We start from the raw sequence: 19,381 nt of genomic DNA on the forward strand, positions 1-19,381 counted from the left end.
AAAGCGAATCATGAGCGAATTGACCATTACGGAAGCAGAATTCATCCGCAGCGGTAGCACCATCTTCCGCCAGACCAACCTGGCCTTCTTTGCCGCCGGTTTTGTCACCTTCATCACCCTGTACGACGTGCAACCGCTCCTGCCGGAATTTGCCCGGGAATTCGGCGTTCCGGCCGCGCTGGCCAGCCTTCCCCTTTCGGTGACCACCGCAACACTGGCCATCGCCATGCTGCTTGCGGGGACCGTGTCGGAGACTCTCGGCCGAAAGCCGGTGATGGTGTTTTCCCTCTTTTCGACCTCACTTCTGGCATTTATGACCGCATTCAGCCATACCCTTTCCTCGTTGATCGCCGTCAGGCTCCTGCAGGGGGTGGTCCTGGCGGGGCTGCCGTCGGTGGCCATGGCCTACCTGAGCGAAGAGATCGACCCCCCATCCATCGGCGCGGCCATGGGGCTGTACATAAGCGGCAACGCCATCGGCGGCATGTCGGGGAGGATCTTCACAGCTACCGTCACCGACCTCTCTTCATGGCGAACGGCGTTGGCGCTCATCGGGATCGCCTGCCTGGTGTTGAGCGTCTATTTTATCCGCCATCTTCCCCCCTCCACTCACTTCCGGCGGCACCCTTTCGAGGTTGGATACCTCTTCACCTCGCTCTACCGACAGATGCGGGATCCGGCGCTCCTCTGTCTCTACGGTCTCGGCTTCCTGATCATGGGGAGTTTCGTCACCCTGTACAATTACATCACCTTCCGGCTTCTGGGGCACCCCTACGACCTGACTCAAACCCTGGTCAGCCTGATCTTTCTGGTCTACTTCCTCGGCTCGTTCAGTTCCAGTTCCATGGGGCGAATGGTGAACCGCTTCGGCCGCCGCGCCATGATCTGCGCCGGCCTCGGCGCCATGGCCGCCGGCACGGCTATCACTCTGGCCGCGCCGCTCCCCTGGATCATTGTCGGGGTGGCCGTATTCACCTGCGGGTTTTTCGGCGCTCACGCGGTTGCCTCCAGTTGGGTAGGGCGTCACGCCAAAACCGGAAAGGCCCAGGCATCCTCACTTTACCTCTTCTTCTATTACCTGGGGTCGAGCATCTCCGGGACCGTGGGAGGGTTCTGCTGGACTCATGGGGGATGGGGCGGCGTTGCGGGGTTGATCGGTTTGTTGCTTGCGACCGCGTTGGTCATCATCGCCTTGTCCACGCGCCTGTCGACAGGACATGCGCAGGGTGGTATAGTTGGAAAAATTTGAAGCGGTCCGGCTGATTTCTTTCATCCATGCAGGAAAGAGGAGAATGTTATGGCGGCAAAAAGGATTCTGATGCTGGTGGGCGATTATGTGGAGGACTACGAAGTCATGGTACCGTTTCAGGCCCTGCAGATGGTCGGGCATACGGTGCACGCGGTCTGTAGCGGCAAGAAGGCCGGCGACACGGTACGTACGGCGGTGCACGACTTCGAGGGGGATCAGACCTATAGCGAGAAACCTGGGCATAACTTCACCCTGAATGCCACCTTCGCGGAGGTCCGCGCCCAGGATTACGACGCCCTCGTGGTCCCCGGCGGAAGGGCTCCCGAGTACATCCGCCTGAATCAGGAGGTGCTGGAGGTCGTACGGCACTTTAGCGCCGCCCAGAAACCCATGGCGGCCATCTGCCATGGGGCGCAACTGTTGGCTGCTGCCGGAGTGCTGAAAGGGAAAGGGTGCTCCGCCTATCCGGCGGTTGGGCCGGAAGTCACCATCTCCGGCGGAACCTACATGGATATCCCCGTGGACAAGGCCCATGTGGACGGAAATCTGGTCACGGCCCCGGCATGGCCCGCCCACCCCGAATGGCTGGCAAAATTTCTGAAGGTTCTGGGGACGGAGATCATTCTGTGATCAGGGGCTGGTCCCGCCGCCACGAAATGTATGATAGATACCTTTCCGGCGTCGCGAGTAGCCGGTGAGATTGCGCTTGTCGAACAGAAGAAACTCTATTCGGGCGCTAGTTGCCAGCCTGTTATTGTTCCTTGGCGTCTCGGCCCCCTTGTCGGCAAGGGCCTCAGGCGACCGCACGATCCTCTGGAATATCGTCACAAATTGCCTGGATACTTCCGAGAGGGATTACTGTGCTGCGTGCCGCTGGCCGCGGATTGACAGCCCATGCCAGCCTAAGGCGGCATGCAAGGACACGACGGAGGTCTGGGCCGAGTCGGCCGACTTCGTTGCGCTGCGGGACTCCAAGATGTGTGGCTGCCCTGCGGATTTTGTGCACGGGCTTGCGATTCCCCGCGCCAAGGTAACCGGCGTGGAAGACCCGCGACGGCCCGACGGCATCTGGACTTTTGCCTGGGATGTAGCCAGCAGGCGTATGGGTGACGACCCGGCCATCGCTCTTGTGGTTAACCCAGCGGCGCAGCGTGGACAGGATCAACTGCACGTGCACCTCCTCCGACTACGCGGCGATGCCCGCACTATCCTCGCCCGACACCCGGCAGACCGGGTGACGAGCCTGAACCAAGTCTGGAAGGCTGCCGCGCAGAGGGCTAAGGCCTCTGGGTTGACGGATTACGGCGTGCTGGTATTCGGCCGGCGGGAGGGCGGATTCATGGTGCTGGTTGAGAAGGAGAGCCTGGAAAAGTTGTACACCGATTGGGGCTGCCGTTGAGTAGCAGCGGTAGAGTCCTGCCGGAATAATCGAGATGTGAGAAAAAAGTATGGCCTACGTTTATTTGTTGGTGGCAATAGTCGCCGAAGTGATCGGAACGAGCGCACTGAAGGCTTCGGAGGGATTTTCCCGCCTGATTCCCAGCGCACTCGTCATGGTGGGGTACGGGATTGCATTCTACTGTCTGAGCCAGGTACTGAAGAGCATCCCGGTCGGCGTTACCTATGCCGTCTGGTCCGGGGTGGGCATCGTCCTGATCTCCGTGCTAGGGGTAGTTATCTTCAAGCAGGCTCTCGACCTCCCCGCCATCATCGGCATGGCATTGATCATAGCCGGGGTCGCGGTCATAAACCTGTTTTCCAAATCGGTGGTTCGCTGAAAACTCCCTTATATTTTGTATGAAGGAATTCCCGGTCTTTTATCAAAAGACGTAAAAGGGGGTAGGATCTTGTGATCCTGCCCCCTTTGTCAATCCGCTCCCCGTGCAGAATGGTTAACGCACCAGTTTGGACAGCTTCTTGAACGCCTCTGTTCCCGCGACCTTCAGGAGTTGGAACAGGACCGATTCGGTGGAGGTGGGGACCGCGCCGGTCAGCGTCATGGCTTCGGCTGCGATCTGCCAGTTGCGTTTGCTGCGGCTCATGACGGCGTCATTAACCACGTGCACCTCGAAGCCTGCATCGCGCAGTTCGATCACGGTTTGTAATACGCAGACGTGGGTTTCCATGCCGGTGATGATGATTTGGGTGCGGCCGGTACTTTCGAGTTTGCTCATAAAGTCGCTGCTGCCGCAGCAACTGAAGGCCATCTTCTCAAAATAGCCGGCGCCGGCGGCCTTCTCCTTCAGTTCCGGCAGGGTGGCGCCCAACCCTTTAACATACTGTTCGGTGATGAGCACCGGGATTTCCAGCTCCTGGGCGGTTTCCAGCAGCGTGGCGATATTCCTGGTCAGCTTGTGGAGGATTTTGTCGTCCATGGCCAGGCAGAGCTTTTCCTGAACATCGATTACCACCAGCACCGCCTTGTCACGTTCCAGAAAGAACCTATCCTTTACCGACATGGTTTGATCTCCTTTCTAAGAGGTTGTTGAAAAACAGCCATCTCACCGCCGTCCTCGAATGCCCTTTCGTGCGGCGTAGCGCTGCTACGCCTCCTCAGGTCATTCTGCGGATGCGATGATCTGACTATTTTTGAACAACCTGAGTTTTTCAATAGCCTCTTAATCCCTTTTTAATTCAATCCCCAGGTCGTTGATCTTCTTCCGCAGCGTATTGCGGTTGATGCCGAGAATATCCGCCGCCTTGACCTGATTCCAGCGGGTTTTCTCAAGGATGATGCGGATCAGGGGGCGTTCCACCTGTTCCAGGACCATGGCGTGGATGTCTCCCTTTTCCAACTTTTCGATGCCGTTCATACAGGACCGCAGCTTCATGTCCACGATTGCCTCCAGAGAGGCATCGTAGGAACCGTTCGGCTGGTTCCCGGCAATCGGCTCCATGCCCTCAAAATCACGGGGGGTCAATAGCGGGTCGCTGGAGAGGATGACGGCGCGTTTGATGGTATTTTCCAACTCCCGCACATTGCCGGGCCAGGAGTGGGCGGTCAATACGGCCATCGCTTCGTCGGTGCACTGCTTGTCGGCGATGTCGAGTTCGGTGCAGGTCCGGCCCAGGAAGTACTGGACAAGCGGGGGAATATCTTCCCGGCGTTCCCGCAGGGGGACCAGATTAATGGGGACAACGTTCAGCCGGTAGAAGAGGTCTTCACGGAACTCCTTCTGGCGGACCTTCTCGATCAGTTCCTGGTTCGTGGCGGCCACGATGCGCACATCCACCGGGATGCTTTGGTTGCCGCCGGTGCGGGTGATCTCGCGTTCCTGAAGGACACGCAGGATCTTGGCCTGCAGGTCGAGGGGCATGTCGCCGATCTCATCCAGAAAGAGCGTACCCTGATGGGCCTGTTCGAACTTGCCCAGCTTGCGTTCCACTGCGCCGGTGAAAGCTCCTTTCTCAAAGCCGAACAGTTCGCTTTCCAGCAACTCTTTGGGGATGGCGGCGCAGTTGATGGCGACGAATGGCTTGCCCAGTCGGCGCGAATTGAAATGGACGGCCCGCGCCACCAATTCCTTACCGGTACCCGACTCGCCTTGAACCAGGATGGTGACGTCACTGCCGGCCACCTTCCCGATGGTCTTATAGACCTCGCGCATGGCAGGCGAATTGCCGATGATGTTCTTTTCGACCTGATAGCGCTCCTTGAGCTCCTGCTTGAGGAGAGTGACCTGGCCGGCGATCTCCCGAGCCCGCCCGACTTTTTCGATGATGGCGTCGATCACGTCCAGGTCGAAGGGCTTGGTGATGTAATCATAGGCCCCGCGTTTCATGGCCTCCACCGCGTTTTTCATGCTGGCCTCGGCCGTCATGATGACCACCAAAAGGTCGCTCTTCAGTTCGCGGATTTTGTCCAGCAGGTCAAGACCACTGATTCCGGGCATCTTGATGTCGAGAATTGCCAGGTCATAGCTGTTGTCCTGGACCAAGGACAGCGCCTGACGCCCGTCTTGGGCCAGATCCACCGTGAAGCCCTTCCGTTTGAGGGCCTTGGAAAGGACCCAGCGCATGCTCTCTTCGTCATCTGCCACCAGGATTCTGTTTAACGGCATTGTTATCTCCTGTCCATCATCGAAAAAATTGCATTATAGTATATGGTGCATCATGGCGCGCCAGGGGTGCTTCTGGCCGACAAACCCGGAACGCAGCCGTGACGGTACAACATTCGCTTTTCATGATCACCGCCGCAAGCCGGTCGGTCATTGCACCAGCGGTAGCAGTATCGTGAACTTGGTCCCGTGGCCGGCATCGGACTCCACCTTGATCATACCCCGATGTTCCGCCACGATCTTGTGACAGATCGTCAACCCCAGGCCGGTACCCGTCGACTTGGTGCTGAAAAACGGTGTCCAGATGTTCTCCAGGTCATCAGGGGGGATACCGGGGCCGTCATCGGCAATCTCCACGGCAACCATGCGGGAACGACGTTCGTTCTGGGCCATGCGGTAGTCCGACAGCACCCGGCTTACCACCGTCACTTGGCCGGTGTCCTGTAAGGCGTCGATGGCATTGCAGATCAGGTTCAGGAACAACCGGGTCAGCATCTCCTCATCGGCCATGATAGGCGGTATGCTGGGGTCGAAGTGTTTGTTGAAGGTGATGTCGCGACCGGTAACGGCCTGTTTCTGCAGCAGGAGGATATCGCCCAGTACTTTGTGCAGGTTGACCGGTCCCAGTTTGAGGCCCCGCGGTGAGGCCAGTTCCAGAAGTTCGCGGATAATATGGTCGATGCGTTCCGTTTCACGGATCATCACCCGGGTGTAATCCCGCAGGTCGCTCCCGGCTGTCAGTTCACGCTCCAGCAGTTGTGCCGCCCCCTTGATGCCACCTAGGGGATTCTTCACCTCGTGAGCCAGCCCCGCCGCCAGCGTTCCCAGAGTGGAGAGCCGGTCGGCCTGGCGGACCGCCGCCTCCAGTTCACGGATGTAGGTGATGTCCTTGAGGGCCAGGATGGTGCCGATATTCTCGCCGGTACCCAGCATAAGCGGGTAGCAGGTGACGGCAACCGGCTTGACCTTGCCGGTGGAGCGGACCACCACGTTTTCATGGTCCGAGATGGTGATGCCGGTCTGGGTGGTTTTCTGTACCATCTCCACCAGGGTTTTTTCCAGGGCAAAGAGCTTCGCGAAACTGGTACCCAGGGCCTGGCGCCGGGAAAACCCGGTGATCTCCTCGGCAGCCGGATTACACAGGGTAATCAGGCCATTGCGGTCAACGACGATCACACCGTCGCCGACGCTGTCGATTACGGTGGCGTAATAATCGTCCGGAGAACTGCCCTGCTCAGTGTTGCTGTCGGTCGTCTTCATGGTGGCCATGCGATGTACTGGTTATCCTTTCGATCAGGGCAAACAAGTCGTCTACGGTGCGGACAGCATTGGTCTCGCGGCGGATATCGGCGGCTCCCGCAAACCCACGGGCATACCAGCCGATGTGTTTTTTCATCTCACGGGCGGCCACGGCACAGCCGCTTTCCCGCACGAACAGTTCCAGATGCTCCCGTATGACAGCGGCCCGTCCGGTTACGTCCACCGGCGTTACGGTCCCCCGTTCTTCCAGCTCAAGTACCTGGCGGAATATCCAGGGATTGCCGAGAGCGCCCCGGGCGATCATGACCCCGTCGCACCCTGTTTCAGTCATCATGGCCAGGCAATCGGCGGCACTGAAGATATCCCCGCTGCCGATGACCGGGATGGACAGGCACTCCTTGAGCCGGGTGATCTGGCTCCAGTCGGCATGGCCCGAGAACATCTGGGAACGGCTGCGGGGATGCAGGGTAACGGCGTCGCACCCCTCCGCCTCGGCGATCCTGCCGATTTCCAGATAGGTGTCGTCCCCGCAATGCCAGCCAGAACGGATCTTGATCGTCAATGGCAGGGAGGTGACGGCACGTACGGCTCTCACAATGGCGGCAATCCCTGCCGGATCGCGCAACAGGGCGCTGCCGGCGCCGGTGCCGACGACCTTGCGGACCGGACAACCCATATTGATATCGAGCAGGTCCCCGTATTCCGAAACCATGTTGGCGGCTTCCGCCAAGCTCTGGGGGGTATCCCCGAACAGTTGGATCCCCAGCGGCCGGTCTTCCGGGCAACTCTTCAGCAAAGCCAGGGTTTTGGTGCCTTCACGGATCAGGCCGTTGACGCTCACCATCTCGGTGAAAGCCAGGGCAGCACCATTGCGACGGCAGAGGAGACGGAACGGCAGGTTGGTTATTCCGGCCAGAGGGGCTAGCACGACGTTGTGCGCCAGGGAAAGCCGACCTATTTGCAATGGTTTCAACATGATGCACACAGGTAATGGGTCACGGAAGGAAGAAAAAATAACTGAGCGTTGCCTAAATTTTGGGCATAGTATCACAGCGTTGAAAAATGGCAAGGGAAAATTCAGAAAATAGTTGTTGCCAAGATGGCGGTTTACGGCTTTAATATTACACTATCCATAATGCTGGTTTTGGGTGGCAGACCAGCGCAATCAAGGAGTTGAACATGTTTGGAATCGGGATGCCGGAACTTATCATCATTATGGTCATTGCCCTGATCGTTATCGGGCCGCATAAGCTGCCGGACCTGGCCAGGTCTCTGGGCAAGGGGTTGGCGGAGTTCAAGAAAGCTTCCGAGGACTTCCAGCGCAATATCCAGGAAGAGGCTCGTAAGAGCGAGGAAAAAGTGGAGCCGCAACAACAGGTTGCGTCGCCGGTTCCTGAGCCCGAGCATGTGGCCGCAACCGCGCCGGTTGAGCATGATGTTGTGGAAAAGAAGGATGCCGCGGAGAAAAAGGACGCCCCCCAGGCCTGAAAAAAGTGGGGCGAGACATTTCAGCTACAAAAAGAGCCGGGGCAACCCGGCTCTTTTTGTTTAACGGTTGTTACCGTCGTTTGTAGTTCATTTGACCTCAATATTGATCTGCTTTGGCTTGGTTTCCTCTTTTTTGGGGAGGACGATGTTCAGGATACCTTTTTCGCAGGTGGCCACGACCTTTTCCTGGTCAATGGTCGCCGGAAGGCTGAAGCTCCGTTGGAATGAACCGAAATAACGCTCGATGCGGTGATAGTTCTCCTTCTTGACCTGGTCCTCATGTCTGCGCTCTCCCTTGAGAATCAGGGTGTTGTCCTCAATACGTACATCGATGTCCTTCTGATCCACATCCGGCACCTCGGCCTTGATAACGATGGAGTCTTCCGTCTCGTAGATGTCCACTGCCGGTTGCCAGATGCCCTCACGGGTCTCTTCCCCTGAGATGTCGTGGTTCCACGAGAGGTTCAGCAGCCGGTTCATCTGCTCCTGCATGGTGCGTAACTCCCTGAGCGGGTTGTATTTGACGAGTGCCATATCCGTATCCTCCTTACGCGTTAGGTGGCGAATCGTATCTACCACAAAACATAATGTCGAATTCCCCAAAGTCAAGGGGGGTAAAACTCATTAAACTGGCTGTATTATTTTTTGTGATAGTGTATATTACCACGTAAGGGAATTGTGAAAAGAATGGGCCGGTAGGCCGTGGGAGAACAGACCATGCCTTTGATTGTTGAAGCGATATTCATAGCGCTGGCAATGCTTGTAGCCTTTTTACTGGCATTTGTGATGATGTTTCTCCTTGCCCTGTTCCTTTCCCCCATCGAGCGCGGACTTTCCAAGTTCATTTGGGATCACACCTCTGCCAATCCCCCTGCACGGCCAGCCCAGAAGGGCCCAACATACCGGGATTTCAGCAAAAAATTCTGATATCATCAGGGGGGACCCCGGATGCCGGCTCTTCATAGAAGATGGCGACCGGAAACAGACCTGGCCTCGAAATGTGCAAGATGCATCGGTTGTGCTACCCAGATGGCCGTGAACCGTAGATGCTCTCGGCAGGAATGCCGACGGCCCAAACTGTCTCTCTCATCTCCTCCAACGACCATACATAGTTTATAATATCGGGAAACCTGCAGCGGGAGCGAGCTATGGAATTCAAAAATCTGCTGATCGAAACCGTTGATAGTGTGGCCACTTTGACCGTCAACCGCCCCAAGAGCCTGAATGCCCTCAATAGCGAGGTGCTGGGTGAACTGGAATGCGCCCTGTATGAATTGGACCAGGATGCCGGTGTCAAGGCGGTGGTGCTGACCGGTGCCGGGGAACGGGCCTTCGTGGCGGGTGCCGACATCAAGGAGATGGCCGGGATGAATGCCTATGAGGGCCATGTCTTTGCCCGGAAGGGGCAACAGGTTGTGCTGTTCATGGAACGGATGAAAAAGCCGGTCATCGCGGCGGTGAACGGCTATGCCCTGGGGGGCGGGCTGGAACTGGCCCTGGCCTGCGACTTTATCTACGCCTCCACCAAGGCCCGAGTAGGCTTCCCCGAGGTGACCCTCGGCATCATGCCCGGTTTCGGCGGCACCCAGAACCTGGCCCGCCTGATCGGGCCCAACCGGGCCAACGAGATGATCTTCACCGGCAGAATGCTCGACGCCGACAAGGCCTGCGCATGGGGGATCGTCAACGAGGTTTTTCCGCCGGAAGAGTTGCTGGCCAAGACCCGGGAAACGGCCCATGTCATTGCCCAGGTGGCCCCGTTAGGCGTGAGCAGCGCCAAGGATGCCGTCGCCAATGGCCTGAACATGAGCAAGGAGGATGGGTTCCGCTACGAGGCGGCCCTGTTCGGCGTGCTCTTCGCCACCGGAGACCAGAGGGAAGGCATGGGGGCCTTTGTGGAGAAGCGTCAGGCGGCGTTCCAGGGAAAATAATGGCAACCTCGATCGTTTGGCAGCCTGGTGAAGTCTTGAACGTGGGTACGAAATGAACAGGGATGTGAACCTCTATAACCAGGGCAAGGACGCGCTGGCGCTACTAGTGAACCTGTACCAGCGCGGTTCGTACCGGGTGATACGGGACCCCGAGGGTGTCATCAGTCTGTGGGCTGTCGAAGGTAACGAGAGAAACCCGTTTTCCCTATCCTTCGCGGACCGGGGGCGCATAAGCGGGAGTCTTGAAGATATGTCTCCCGAGTTCGTGAGGGCGTTCATCGAGTATGTGAGAAGATCGGCTGCGCGCGTTACGTGATTGACGGGGAAAACTACGCTTTTGCCCTACTCCATCGCGGAGGCTCAATAGCCGGTGGCCGGACGGGGCCTCTGCTAGCCGCAAACCTCGGTCTTGACGATGGTCTTCATCTTTTTCAGCCTGCTTATGGCCTGTTTGCAGGATTCGAAGGCATCCCCGCTGTTGGGGGAACTGACGGCGGCAAGCGAGATAATGTCGCCGACGCGGAGCCGGCCGGTACGTCGGATCAGGAGGACATCTTCCAGGGCGAATTCCGCGGTCAGCCCGGCGGCCATGTCGCGCAGTTCCGCTTCGGTATCGCCGTTTGTGGCGTAGTCGATGTAGATGGTGGTCCCGCCAATCCCCACCTGGGGTTTTACCACGGCATAATGGATAACGACCGAACCGGCAGTGGTCGTGGCAATCAGGTCGTAAATCTTCGCAGGGTCAATAGGGCTGGGTGAAATTCTAACCATTGGTGTCTCCCTTTCTATGTCGGTTCAAGCTATTATCATGTGTTGCCATGGATGGTGGTGGGGTTGACGGCTTACAGCTTTAACTCCTGTTTCTGCAACCGCTTGTAATAGAAATTCTGTCCATGCAAAACAGCGATGGGATTATGGCCCGTAACCCGGTCCTTGACCACCAGGGTTGTGACCGGGGCCTGGGAGCGCCTGTTGAAAAGCATGTCGTGGCCGACGCACAGGCCTAAGATGATGTTCATGTCCGTCTTGAGGCGGTTGCAGATCTCGGCCTGGGCAATGGGGTTGCAGGCCGGTTCAAAGGTGCCGGGCCTGACCTTGACCTCTTCCTCCAGCCCCAGTTCCCGTTTGTCGATACTTCCCGCCTTGCAGCAAACGCTTAGCGGCTCGAGCCCCTGAGCCTTCAGGATGGCAACCAGACGGTCGGCTTCCTCCAGCAGGCCGAGGCAGGTCGCAATGCCGATCTTCGTGTATCCCATCAGTTTGGCAAAGGCTATAGTGTCTTCCACGCGGGTCCAGCGGGGCGTGATCGCGTCGCTGCCGGCCGTCCGCTGGTAGCAGAGCCCTTCCACCCGCGCCGCCACCAGGGCAATGCGGGACTCCTCGCTATCTCCCCGGTATTCCTCGAACGCCTCCTTCACCAAGTAGTCATAAGCGCCGGACGGGCAGTTGCCCGGTTTGGGCGGCGCACTTGCCGGATCGTCGCTCCAGCAGTTGGTTGTGCCGCTTTTTTGCCACGCGGCACTACACTTGGAACATGAGACCGGTGTCTCTTCTGACATGATAAACCTCCAAAATCGATAATATTGAATTGAAATGGCGGGTCACCCCATGAGCGCCACCAGCATGAGAGGCGGCAGCGCCACCACGATTACGGCGAACAGGGCATGGAGCCAGATGGCGTCGTCGGCCTGACACAGGCGGATTAGCCCCACGACCGGCATGAGCAGCAGTTTCGCGAAGATGCTCACGTCTGAGTCGGTGACGTCCTGCCAGAGGGCATCCCCGTCGCCGCTGCTGGGAAAGGCGTGCAAGGCGATGGAGAAGCTGAACCAAGCTCCGGCAAGCACGGCAAGATCCTTGAATTCAGTAGCAGTCGGGCTCGTGACGAAGATGGATGCCGACAGGCTGACGGTCAGGGCGATTGCGGTGGAGACGAAGAACGGCGCGACCGCCACCATGATATGCTGAACAGCGTAGCGTGGCTGTTCATGGAGTACGTATCCCAGAGGGTTGCCCAGGCGCAGGTAGCAGACCTTGACGACGCGGATTCCGAGCCGTCGGCAGGCCCAGGCATGGGCAAACTCATGGACCACGACGCCCGGAAAGGTGAGCAGGGAGACGATCAGCCGGACGGTCATGAATGCCGCTTCACGCCGTGGTCATGGTGTTGAAGAGCTGGTTCACCTCGCGGAAGACCTCCACATACTCATCGGACAGCATGAAGAAGAAGTCTCCCAGGTTGTCGGGAAGGGGGTTGCGTGAATGCTGCCGGAGCAGGTTCCAGGCATATTCTTCGGAGCGGTCCGGCTTGGTGGCCTGGGCCACGCTGTCCGAGATGGTGTAGGCCAGGCAGAAGAAGTCGGCCAGCGCGACTATGGCGGTGAGCAACGGGTCTTCGATCGCCAACTCGGAGGTGTGGTGGTGGGAGATGACATCGCAGTACACCGGCGGGAAATTCCAGCGTTGCGCAAGGCAGAGCCCCACCTCGCTGTGGGTGGTGCCGAAATGCTCCATCTCGGCGTCGTAGGTGGTGCAGCGGGTGTAATTGATGTGGGCGAGCATTTCGCCGTACTCTTCCGTGAGGTAGTGGCCGAAAAAGACCTTGCCGATGTCGTGAATGATGCCGACCATGTACGCCATCTCGGTGTCGTTGTATCCCGCCATTTCGGCAATGCGGCGGGACATGGAGCCCACTCCGAAGGAGTGCATCCAGAAGACGTTCATGTCGAAGGGTTGCTCCTGCGCCTTGAACCCGTCCACGAAATAACTGGTGAGGATCATTTCGCGCACACTCCTGAAACCCAGGTAGAGCAGGGCGCGTTTCACCGAGGTGATCTTGCTTCCCGGCATGTAGAGCGGGGAGTTCACTACACGGATGACCCTGGCGGCCAGCACCTGGTCGGAAAGGATCAGGTCCGCGATCTCGTCCGGGTTGGATTCGTGATTGTCCAGAAGCCTGATGACCCGCGAGACGATCACCGGGATGGTCGGCAGGTCGCTGACGTCCTTGAACAGCCTGCGGGCTTTGATCATCATTGCAGCTTTGTCCAACGTCGTTCCTTTCAATACTCCGATGAGGAAATATCAGACCGTCTTCTGTACAAGCTCGGAAAACTGGGCCTCCGAGAGTACGGTAATACCCAACTCCCTGGCTTTGTCCAGCTTGCTGCCGGGTTCTTCGCCAGCAACGACGTAATCGGTTTTTCGGGAGACGGAGCCTACCACGTGTCCCCCTTCGTCTTCAACGATCCTGCGGGCCTGATCGCGAGTAAAGCCGGAAAGCGCACCAGTGAACACAAAACTTTTGCCGGTAAACCGGCCACCGACCCGCTTTTCTTCGGCGGTTGGGGTTACCCCCGCTTCCAGCATGCTCCGGATGACGGCCACGTTGTCCCGGTTGTCGAAGAAGGTGCGGATGCTTTGGGCAACGGTCGCGCCGATATCACGAATACTGGTAAGTTCATCGATGGTGGCTTGTTCCAGGCTTTCCAGGCTTCCGAAGGCCTGGGCCAGCGTCTTGGCCGTCCGTTCTCCTACATGACGGATGCCGAGGGCAAAGATGAGTCTGCCCAGTTCCCGTTGCTTGCTGTTCTCGATGGCTGACAACAGGTTGCCAGCCAGTTTGTCCCCCATGCGTTCGAAACGCATGAAATCTGCCCGTTTCAGGTGGTAGATGTCGGCGACATTGTGCACCAGGCCCAAGGAGAGCAACTGTTCGACGAACTTTTCCCCCAGCCCCTCGATGTCCATGGCGTTGCGCGAGGCAAAGTGAATCATCGATTCACGAATCTGGGGGGGGCAGGAGAGCCCCATACAACGAACGGCCACCTCGTCTGCGATGCGAACCACCTCCGAACCGCATTCCGGGCAGGTTTGCGGCGGCGGCAGCGGTTGTTCATTGCCGGTGCGCTTTTCCGCCAGCACCCTGACCACCGCTGGTATGACGTCGCCTGCCCGTTCCACCAGGACGGTATCGCCAACACGGATGTCCTTGGCGGCGATCTCGTCCCAGTTGTGCAGCGTGGCGCGGGCAACTGTCACCCCGGAGATAGCCACCGGCCGCAGGTGCGCCACGGGTGTAATCACCCCGGTCCGGCCGACCGACGGGATGATCGCCTCGACAACGGTTTCCGCCTGCCGCGGCGGGAATTTACAGGCGATGGCCCATCGGGGGGAACGGCTCTTCTCGCCCAACTCCTGCTGAAGGCCATAGGAGTTCACCTTGATGACCGTGCCGTCAATCTCGTAGGGGAGTGCCTCCCGGTGTTCCTGCATCTCGCGGTAATAGACAACCGCTGCCTCGATACCGGTTACCTGGCGCACAAGCGGGTTGACCGGCAGCCCTTGAGAACGTATGAAGGCGAAAAACTCCTGCTGGGAGTTGAATGTCGTTCCCTCACAGACGCCAGGGGCATAGCAGAAGACAGAAAGCGGCCGCCGCGCCGTAATGCGGGGGTCGAGCTGGCGTAGTGAGCCGGCGGCTGCGTTGCGCGGGTTGGCAAAGGGAGACTCGCCGTTTTCCTCTTTTTCCCGGTTGATGTGCTGAAACGCCTCCAGGGACAGATATACTTCGCCCCGTACCTCCAGCAGTAGCGGGATGTCGTTGCCGGAAAGCCGCAAAGGGAGCGAGCGGATCGTGCGGATGTTCGCGGTCACGTCTTCACCGGTCAGGCCGTCACCGCGAGTAGAAGCCACTGCCAGTACGCCCTTCTCATATACCAGCTCGACAGCCAAGCCATCCATCTTCGGCTCGCAGACGTAGTCCACCTCCAGTTCGGCCGGTAACGCCAGGACCTTTTTGACCCGCTGGTCAAACTCCCTGATCTCTTCTTCATTGGTGGCGTTTTCCAACGACAGCATCGCAAGGCGATGAGGCAGGGCGGCGAATTTATCCAGCGCTGCTCCCCCGACCCTCTGAGTCGGCGACGCGGGCGTCACCAGTTCGGGATATTGTTCCTCAATCGCCTGGAGCTCGCGGAACAGCGCGTCGTACTCGGCATCGGTGACTTGGGGGGCGTCCAGCACATAGTACATTCGGTTGTGGTGCTCGACCAGTCGGCGGAGTTCCTCAGCCCTAGCCCGAGCACTCTCCTGTGGATCGGGTATGTCGGGCAATAAAGGCAACTGCATGGGGTGCTCCGGGAGATGGCGTTTGACTTCGTCGCAGATTACAGTATTATTTCAGCAATTTCAACGTCTCAGGCAAGAACCGGAAGATTCATGGAACAACAACATGTTGCGGATATCGGTCGGTGGTTCGACGACTATACCCGCTCTTTTCTCGACACCGACTCGGAAGGGTTCAAAAACATTCAGCTCAAGATTGAGCACACCCGCAGGGTACGCGCGGTCAGCGATGCTCTGGCGGTGGGCGAAGGGCTCTCGGCCAACGAGGCCCGCATTGCGGCAACGGTCGCTTTGCTGCACGATGTGGGCCGTTTTCCCCAGTACCGCCGCTGGCGTACCTTTCGCGATAGCGACTCCGCCAACCATGCCCGACTCTCGGTGGAAGTCGTGCGCGAGCATAATTTGCTGGCCGGCCTCGATTCCGCCGAGTGTCTTTTGATCGAGGAGGCAGTGCGTTTCCACAATCTATTGGAACTGCCCGAACGGGTCAGTTCGCCGACCAGGGTGTTCATGCGGTTGGTCCGGGATGCGGACAAACTGGATATCTGGCGGATTTTTCTGGAACTCTTCGCGCTGCCCGAGGAAGAACGCGCCTCCGCTGCCACCTTGGATTTTCCCGATCTGCCGGGGTGTACGCCCGCCTGCCGCAACGCCTTGCTGGCACAAAAGGTAGTCAGGTTGGACCAGTGCCGGGTGCTCAACGACTTCAAGCTGTTGCAGATGTCCTGGGTTCTCGACCTGGGTTTTACCTCGTCTTATAGACTGCTGCTGGAGCGCGATTATATCGCTCGCCTGGCTGGCACCCTCAATGGTAAACTGGAGATAAGGTCAGCTATTGAAGGCATCCAACAGGAGGCCGTCCGGCGGGCTACTATGTATCGGGAGCAGTGACCAAAGCGGAGGCAATGATGGAAACCAAACTACGCATGGTTTTACCGGATCAGGAATTGATGCGGCTTTACGAGCAAATGTTTCTTTCGCGGGAATTCGAGGAGCATTGCGCCGAACAGTATACCAAGGGCAATATCACCGGGTTTCTGCACCTGTACAGCGGTCAGGAGGCCGTTGCGGTTGGGGCGACGGCCGGCCTGCACAAAGAGGATTATATCCTTTCGGCCTATCGCGAACATGCCCAGGCCATCGTACGGGGCGCCGAGCCGAAGCGGGTCATGGCCGAGTTGTTCGGCAAGGCCACCGGCCTCTGTAAGGGGAAGGGAGGCTCCATGCATCTCTTCGATCCCTCCCTTAATTTCATGGGAGGCTACGCCATCGTCGGCGGCCAGTTCCCTATCTCCGTCGGGTTGGCCTTCAGCGCCAAGTACCGGAACGAGGACCGTATCACCGCCTGTTTTTTCGGCGACGGTGCGGTCAACCAGGGCACCTTCCACGAATCCCTCAACTGGGCTCAACTATGGGAGTTGCCGGTACTCTTCATCTGCGAGAACAACTTTTACGGCATCGGTACCGAGGTGCACCGTTCCTCGGCCCTGGCATCCATCCACCGCCGCACCTGCGGTTATGACATCCCTTCCGAAAAAGTGGACGGCATGGACGTCATTGCGGTTTACAAGGCGGTGAAGTACGCCGCCGAAAAGGTGCGCGAAACCGGTCGGCCCCACTTCATCGAGGCCACTACCTACCGTTTTCGGGGACATTCCATGTCCGATCCGGGCAAATACCGTTCGGTGGCCGAACACGAGTTGTGGAAATCCCGCGACCCGCTGCCCAGCTTTGCCAAGCGTCTGCTGGAGGAGGGGATTGCCACCCAAGAGGCTCTGGATGCCGTCGAGGCGCGCTGTAAGACCAGGGTGGAAGAAGCGGTGACCTTTGCCGAAGAGTCGTCCTGGCCGGAGGATAACGAGGTTTACAGCGACATTTATGTCTGATTTTTTAACTTATATGACTTGTATGACGTATGTCCTGTTTTTGGAGGTTCTTTATGTCTGAAATGACCTATCGTGATGCATTGAACTTGGCCCTCAAGGAAGAGATGCGCCGCGACCCGTCGGTGGTGGTCTGGGGCGAGGACGTGGCACTGTACGAAGGGTCCTTCAAGGTGACTCGCGGGCTGTTGTCCGAGTTCGGCGAGGAGCGGGTCAAGGATACGCCCATCTCGGAGAATACTATCGTCGGCGTGGCCGTAGGGGCGGCCATGGGAGGTTTGCGTCCTGTGGCCGAGCTGATGACGGTTAACTTCGCTCTCCTGGCCATGGACCAGATCGTCAACCACATGGCCAAGATCCATTACATGTTCGGCGGCCAGGCGACGGTGCCCATGACGATCCGCATGCCGGGAGGAGGGGGAAGCCAACTGGGCGCCCAGCACTCCCAAAGCCTGGAGACCTTTTTCATGCACTGCCCCGGCATGCGGGTGGTCTACCCCTCAACCCCCGACGACGCCAAGGGGCTTCTGAAAAGCGCTATACGGGACAACAATCCGGTTATCTTTCTGGAACATGAACTGCTCTACAACAGCAAAGGAGAGGTGCCGGAAGACCCGGAATACCTGGTTCCAATCGGCAAGGCCGCAGTCAAGCGGCCGGGCGAACAGGTCACCATCGTGGCCTATGCCCGTATGACCGTGCTGGCCCTGCAGGCGGCCGAGGAGTTGACCAAGGAAGGCATCTCCTGCGAGGTTGTGGATTTGCGTAGTCTGGCTCCTCTGGACGACGAGACCATCCTGGCCTCGGTCAAAAAGACCGGACGGGCGGTGGTGGTGGAGGAGTGCTGGCGGACCTGCGGCCTGGGGGCCGAGATTGCCAGCCGGATCTTCGAGAACTGTTTCGATGTCCTTCAGGCTCCGGTCAGGCGCGTGTCCGGGTTGGACGTTCCCATGCCTTACTCGCGCAAGATAGAGAAACTCTGCATTCCCCAGGCGGAAACCATCGTCCTGGCTGTGAAGGACGTCGTAAGCGGCCGTTATTGAGTGATAGGAATTGGCAGCATTCCTCCCGCTGGGAGGGAAGAGGGGGACACACTTCTATGGCAACTGAAATCACCATGCCCAAGCTTTCGGATACCATGACCGAAGGAAGCTTCATCGGCTGGCGCAAGAAGGTGGGCGAGCGGGTCGAGCGCGGCGAGGTGATCGCCGAGGTGGAAACCGACAAGGCGGTCATGGAACTTGAGGCGTTCACTTCGGGTGTCCTGCTCAAAACCATGGCGCAGGGCGGCGAAAACGTTCCGGTTGGTACGGTACTCGGACTTATCGGCGAGCCGGGTGAGTTGTCGGCCGGGACGGAGGCACCCTCCCAAACGGCAGCGCCTGCGGCTCTCCCCTCCACGAAACCGTCGGCACCGCTGCCCCAGGATGTTGAGCCTCCGCCACAGCCAGTGGCATCGGCTCCTCTGCCGTCGGCGGGACACGAAGGAGACAATCACGAAAAAGCGTCGCCACTGGTGCGGCGCATGGCGCGGGAAATGGGCATTGATCTTTCCCAGGTCCGCGGCAGCGGCCCCGAGGGGAGGATTCTTCAAGACGACCTGGCGGCGCCGGCAGCACAGCCGGAAACGTCAAAAGCGCAGCAAACCGTAATTCCGCCCGATGTTCCGGCTCCTGTCCCTCCTGACTCGGCGGATGTCGTCCCGTTGGCGCCGAGCGCCATGCGTCAAGCCATTGCCGCCACGGTCAGCCGATCCTGGCGGGATATTCCCTATTTCACCGCCGCGGTGGAGGTGGGGATGGAGGCCTGCCGCGAGGTGGTCGGCGAATTGAAAGGGAGTGACGGGCAGGTCGGCTACCACGCCTTGCTGATCAAGGCCTGCGGAGTGGCCCTGAAAGGCTTTCCGCTGCTCATGGCCGGCAGTGCCGACGGGCCGGTCAATATCAGTTTCGCCGTGGCGTTGCCCGACGGCCTTTTGATGCCGGTGGTCAAGGATTGTGCGCGTCTCGGAGCTGCGGAGATCGAACGCGAGGCTGCCCGCCTGGCGGACAAGGCCAGGGGTGGGCGACTCACCGCCGAAGAGATGTCGGGCGGCGGCTTCTCCATTTCCAACCTGGGCATGTACGGGGTGGACGAATTCGATGCCCTGATCGTGCCGGGGCAGGTTGCCATTCTGGCGGTGGGCGCGGTGGCCGAACGCCCCGTGGTTAGAAACGGGCAGCTCGGCGTGGCCCCCACCGTGCGAATCACCTTGTCGAGTGACCACCGGGTTGTGGATGGCGCCTATGCGGCCAGGTTCCTGGCAGAATTGCGCCGGGTCCTGGAACACCCGGTTTTATTGCTGGCGGCCCATGGTTCACCATGACATGACCCCGACCATGGCTC

22 protein-coding genes are annotated in these 19,381 nt (G+C 58.8%); 12 read left to right on the plus strand and 10 right to left on the minus strand.

The features are described from left to right. Nucleotides 1-10: 10 nt before the first annotated feature. The 4 genes from LDN12_RS03300 (at nucleotide 11) to LDN12_RS03315 (ending at nucleotide 3,027) form a co-directional block, all read left to right on the plus strand. The gene (locus LDN12_RS03300; protein ID WP_223921262.1) at nucleotides 11-1,249 is read left to right on the plus strand and encodes an MFS transporter; all 1,239 of its coding nucleotides are present in this window, start codon (nucleotides 11-13) and stop codon (nucleotides 1,247-1,249) included. 48 nt (nucleotides 1,250-1,297) lie between these two features. Beyond that, nucleotides 1,298-1,879 carry a DJ-1/PfpI family protein gene (locus LDN12_RS03305; RefSeq protein WP_223921263.1) on the plus strand — a complete coding sequence of 194 codons (582 nt, stop codon included), beginning with the start codon at nucleotides 1,298-1,300 and terminating at the stop codon, nucleotides 1,877-1,879. A gap of 76 nt (nucleotides 1,880-1,955) precedes the next feature. Beyond that, nucleotides 1,956-2,648: a CDP-diacylglycerol diphosphatase gene (locus LDN12_RS03310; protein ID WP_223921264.1), complete on the plus strand. Its 693-nt coding sequence runs from the start codon at nucleotides 1,956-1,958 to the stop codon at nucleotides 2,646-2,648. A 49-nt stretch (nucleotides 2,649-2,697) separates the two neighbouring features. Then, on the plus strand, nucleotides 2,698-3,027 hold the full coding sequence (locus LDN12_RS03315) for a multidrug efflux SMR transporter (RefSeq protein ID WP_223921265.1): 330 nt from the start codon (nucleotides 2,698-2,700) through the stop codon (nucleotides 3,025-3,027). Nucleotides 3,028-3,141: 114 nt separating this feature from the next. On the opposite strand, the gene LDN12_RS03320 is transcribed toward LDN12_RS03315, so the two are convergent. The 4 genes from LDN12_RS03320 to dusB all read right to left on the minus strand — a co-directional run bounded on the left by LDN12_RS03320 (nucleotide 3,142) and on the right by dusB (nucleotide 7,543). Further along, nucleotides 3,142-3,708 carry a hydrolase gene (locus LDN12_RS03320; RefSeq protein WP_223921266.1) on the minus strand — a complete coding sequence of 189 codons (567 nt, stop codon included), beginning with the start codon at nucleotides 3,706-3,708 and terminating at the stop codon, nucleotides 3,142-3,144. Nucleotides 3,709-3,867: 159 nt separating this feature from the next. After that, nucleotides 3,868-5,310, minus strand: a complete 1,443-nt coding sequence (locus tag LDN12_RS03325; RefSeq protein WP_223921267.1) for a sigma-54 dependent transcriptional regulator — start codon at nucleotides 5,308-5,310, stop codon at nucleotides 3,868-3,870. Between the two features lie 147 nt (nucleotides 5,311-5,457). Next, complete coding sequence (locus LDN12_RS03330; protein ID WP_308464304.1) at nucleotides 5,458-6,576, minus strand: nitrogen regulation protein NR(II); 1,119 nt, start codon at nucleotides 6,574-6,576, stop codon at nucleotides 5,458-5,460. After that, a complete protein-coding gene (gene dusB, locus LDN12_RS03335) occupies nucleotides 6,542-7,543 on the minus strand; it encodes a tRNA dihydrouridine synthase DusB (RefSeq protein WP_223921268.1) in 1,002 nt (333 codons plus the stop codon). The genes LDN12_RS03330 and dusB overlap by 35 nt, the downstream gene beginning before the upstream one ends. Before the next feature lie 203 nt (nucleotides 7,544-7,746). Between dusB and LDN12_RS03340 the strand changes: the two genes are divergently transcribed. Next, complete coding sequence (locus LDN12_RS03340; protein ID WP_223921269.1) at nucleotides 7,747-8,055, plus strand: TatA/E family twin arginine-targeting protein translocase; 309 nt, start codon at nucleotides 7,747-7,749, stop codon at nucleotides 8,053-8,055. Nucleotides 8,056-8,142: 87 nt separating this feature from the next. Here LDN12_RS03340 and LDN12_RS03345 read toward each other — a convergent pair whose 3' ends face one another. Further along, nucleotides 8,143-8,589: an Hsp20/alpha crystallin family protein gene (locus LDN12_RS03345; RefSeq protein ID WP_223921270.1), complete on the minus strand. Its 447-nt coding sequence runs from the start codon at nucleotides 8,587-8,589 to the stop codon at nucleotides 8,143-8,145. Nucleotides 8,590-8,772: 183 nt separating this feature from the next. On the opposite strand from LDN12_RS03345, the gene LDN12_RS03350 reads away from it, so the two are divergent. The 3 genes from LDN12_RS03350 (at nucleotide 8,773) to LDN12_RS03360 (ending at nucleotide 10,302) form a co-directional block, all read left to right on the plus strand. Next, on the plus strand, nucleotides 8,773-8,982 hold the full coding sequence (locus LDN12_RS03350; protein WP_223921271.1) for a hypothetical protein: 210 nt from the start codon (nucleotides 8,773-8,775) through the stop codon (nucleotides 8,980-8,982). 221 nt (nucleotides 8,983-9,203) lie between these two features. After that, nucleotides 9,204-9,986 (plus strand): enoyl-CoA hydratase-related protein, encoded by a 783-nt coding sequence (locus LDN12_RS03355; RefSeq protein WP_223921272.1) that lies wholly within the window; start codon nucleotides 9,204-9,206, stop codon nucleotides 9,984-9,986. A gap of 52 nt (nucleotides 9,987-10,038) precedes the next feature. After that, nucleotides 10,039-10,302 carry a hypothetical protein gene (locus LDN12_RS03360; protein WP_223921273.1) on the plus strand — a complete coding sequence of 88 codons (264 nt, stop codon included), beginning with the start codon at nucleotides 10,039-10,041 and terminating at the stop codon, nucleotides 10,300-10,302. A 74-nt stretch (nucleotides 10,303-10,376) separates the two neighbouring features. On the opposite strand, the gene LDN12_RS03365 is transcribed toward LDN12_RS03360, so the two are convergent. The 5 genes from LDN12_RS03365 to ligA form a co-directional block, all read right to left on the minus strand. After that, complete coding sequence (locus tag LDN12_RS03365; RefSeq protein WP_223921274.1) at nucleotides 10,377-10,757, minus strand: molybdenum cofactor biosynthesis protein MoaE; 381 nt, start codon at nucleotides 10,755-10,757, stop codon at nucleotides 10,377-10,379. Between the two features lie 71 nt (nucleotides 10,758-10,828). Further along, on the minus strand, nucleotides 10,829-11,545 hold the full coding sequence (locus LDN12_RS03370; RefSeq protein WP_223921275.1) for a DUF1847 domain-containing protein: 717 nt from the start codon (nucleotides 11,543-11,545) through the stop codon (nucleotides 10,829-10,831). 42 nt (nucleotides 11,546-11,587) lie between these two features. Beyond that, the gene (locus LDN12_RS03375) at nucleotides 11,588-12,124 is read right to left on the minus strand and encodes a metalloprotease family protein (RefSeq protein ID WP_223921276.1); all 537 of its coding nucleotides are present in this window, start codon (nucleotides 12,122-12,124) and stop codon (nucleotides 11,588-11,590) included. Between the two features lie 10 nt (nucleotides 12,125-12,134). After that, on the minus strand, nucleotides 12,135-13,022 hold the full coding sequence (locus LDN12_RS03380) for an HDOD domain-containing protein (protein ID WP_223921277.1): 888 nt from the start codon (nucleotides 13,020-13,022) through the stop codon (nucleotides 12,135-12,137). 48 nt (nucleotides 13,023-13,070) lie between these two features. After that, the gene (gene ligA, locus LDN12_RS03385) at nucleotides 13,071-15,116 is read right to left on the minus strand and encodes an NAD-dependent DNA ligase LigA (protein ID WP_223921278.1); all 2,046 of its coding nucleotides are present in this window, start codon (nucleotides 15,114-15,116) and stop codon (nucleotides 13,071-13,073) included. A gap of 90 nt (nucleotides 15,117-15,206) precedes the next feature. Between ligA and LDN12_RS03390 the strand changes: the two genes are divergently transcribed. The 4 genes from LDN12_RS03390 to LDN12_RS03405 are packed head-to-tail and all read left to right on the plus strand — an operon-like array spanning nucleotide 15,207 to nucleotide 19,361. After that, the gene (locus LDN12_RS03390) at nucleotides 15,207-16,004 is read left to right on the plus strand and encodes an HD domain-containing protein (RefSeq protein ID WP_223921279.1); all 798 of its coding nucleotides are present in this window, start codon (nucleotides 15,207-15,209) and stop codon (nucleotides 16,002-16,004) included. 17 nt (nucleotides 16,005-16,021) lie between these two features. Further along, a complete protein-coding gene (pdhA, locus tag LDN12_RS03395) occupies nucleotides 16,022-16,999 on the plus strand; it encodes a pyruvate dehydrogenase (acetyl-transferring) E1 component subunit alpha (RefSeq protein ID WP_223921280.1) in 978 nt (325 codons plus the stop codon). A 53-nt stretch (nucleotides 17,000-17,052) separates the two neighbouring features. Then, nucleotides 17,053-18,039: an alpha-ketoacid dehydrogenase subunit beta gene (locus LDN12_RS03400; RefSeq protein WP_223921281.1), complete on the plus strand. Its 987-nt coding sequence runs from the start codon at nucleotides 17,053-17,055 to the stop codon at nucleotides 18,037-18,039. A 56-nt stretch (nucleotides 18,040-18,095) separates the two neighbouring features. Beyond that, the gene (locus LDN12_RS03405; protein ID WP_223921282.1) at nucleotides 18,096-19,361 is read left to right on the plus strand and encodes a dihydrolipoamide acetyltransferase family protein; all 1,266 of its coding nucleotides are present in this window, start codon (nucleotides 18,096-18,098) and stop codon (nucleotides 19,359-19,361) included. The last annotated feature ends 20 nt before the right edge of the window (nucleotides 19,362-19,381 follow it).

The sequence above is a fragment of the Geobacter sp. AOG2 genome (assembly GCF_019972295.1).
Taxonomy (GTDB): domain Bacteria; phylum Desulfobacterota; class Desulfuromonadia; order Geobacterales; family Pseudopelobacteraceae; genus Oryzomonas.

Excerpts from the sequence above, each read along its gene's own strand:
- LDN12_RS03405 (WP_223921282.1), top strand. The coding sequence starts at position 18,096 with ATGGCAACTGAAATCACCATGCCCAAGCTTTCGGATACCATGACCGAA.
- LDN12_RS03390 (WP_223921279.1), top strand. The coding sequence starts at position 15,207 with ATGGAACAACAACATGTTGCGGATATCGGTCGGTGGTTCGACGACTAT.
- LDN12_RS03355 (WP_223921272.1), top strand. The coding sequence starts at position 9,204 with ATGGAATTCAAAAATCTGCTGATCGAAACCGTTGATAGTGTGGCCACT.
- LDN12_RS03380 (WP_223921277.1), bottom strand. The coding sequence starts at position 13,022 with ATGATGATCAAAGCCCGCAGGCTGTTCAAGGACGTCAGCGACCTGCCG.
- LDN12_RS03325 (WP_223921267.1), bottom strand. The coding sequence starts at position 5,310 with ATGCCGTTAAACAGAATCCTGGTGGCAGATGACGAAGAGAGCATGCGC.
- LDN12_RS03340 (WP_223921269.1), top strand. The coding sequence starts at position 7,747 with ATGTTTGGAATCGGGATGCCGGAACTTATCATCATTATGGTCATTGCC.
- LDN12_RS03375 (WP_223921276.1), bottom strand. The coding sequence starts at position 12,124 with ATGACCGTCCGGCTGATCGTCTCCCTGCTCACCTTTCCGGGCGTCGTG.
- dusB (WP_223921268.1), bottom strand. The coding sequence starts at position 7,543 with ATGTTGAAACCATTGCAAATAGGTCGGCTTTCCCTGGCGCACAACGTC.
- LDN12_RS03300 (WP_223921262.1), top strand. The coding sequence starts at position 11 with ATGAGCGAATTGACCATTACGGAAGCAGAATTCATCCGCAGCGGTAGC.
- pdhA (WP_223921280.1), top strand. The coding sequence starts at position 16,022 with ATGGAAACCAAACTACGCATGGTTTTACCGGATCAGGAATTGATGCGG.
- LDN12_RS03365 (WP_223921274.1), bottom strand. The coding sequence starts at position 10,757 with ATGGTTAGAATTTCACCCAGCCCTATTGACCCTGCGAAGATTTACGAC.
- LDN12_RS03320 (WP_223921266.1), bottom strand. The coding sequence starts at position 3,708 with ATGTCGGTAAAGGATAGGTTCTTTCTGGAACGTGACAAGGCGGTGCTG.
- LDN12_RS03350 (WP_223921271.1), top strand. The coding sequence starts at position 8,773 with ATGCCTTTGATTGTTGAAGCGATATTCATAGCGCTGGCAATGCTTGTA.
- LDN12_RS03360 (WP_223921273.1), top strand. The coding sequence starts at position 10,039 with ATGAACAGGGATGTGAACCTCTATAACCAGGGCAAGGACGCGCTGGCG.
- LDN12_RS03305 (WP_223921263.1), top strand. The coding sequence starts at position 1,298 with ATGGCGGCAAAAAGGATTCTGATGCTGGTGGGCGATTATGTGGAGGAC.
- LDN12_RS03345 (WP_223921270.1), bottom strand. The coding sequence starts at position 8,589 with ATGGCACTCGTCAAATACAACCCGCTCAGGGAGTTACGCACCATGCAG.
- LDN12_RS03400 (WP_223921281.1), top strand. The coding sequence starts at position 17,053 with ATGTCTGAAATGACCTATCGTGATGCATTGAACTTGGCCCTCAAGGAA.
- LDN12_RS03330 (WP_308464304.1), bottom strand. The coding sequence starts at position 6,576 with ATGGCCACCATGAAGACGACCGACAGCAACACTGAGCAGGGCAGTTCT.
- ligA (WP_223921278.1), bottom strand. The coding sequence starts at position 15,116 with ATGCAGTTGCCTTTATTGCCCGACATACCCGATCCACAGGAGAGTGCT.
- LDN12_RS03370 (WP_223921275.1), bottom strand. The coding sequence starts at position 11,545 with ATGTCAGAAGAGACACCGGTCTCATGTTCCAAGTGTAGTGCCGCGTGG.
- LDN12_RS03315 (WP_223921265.1), top strand. The coding sequence starts at position 2,698 with ATGGCCTACGTTTATTTGTTGGTGGCAATAGTCGCCGAAGTGATCGGA.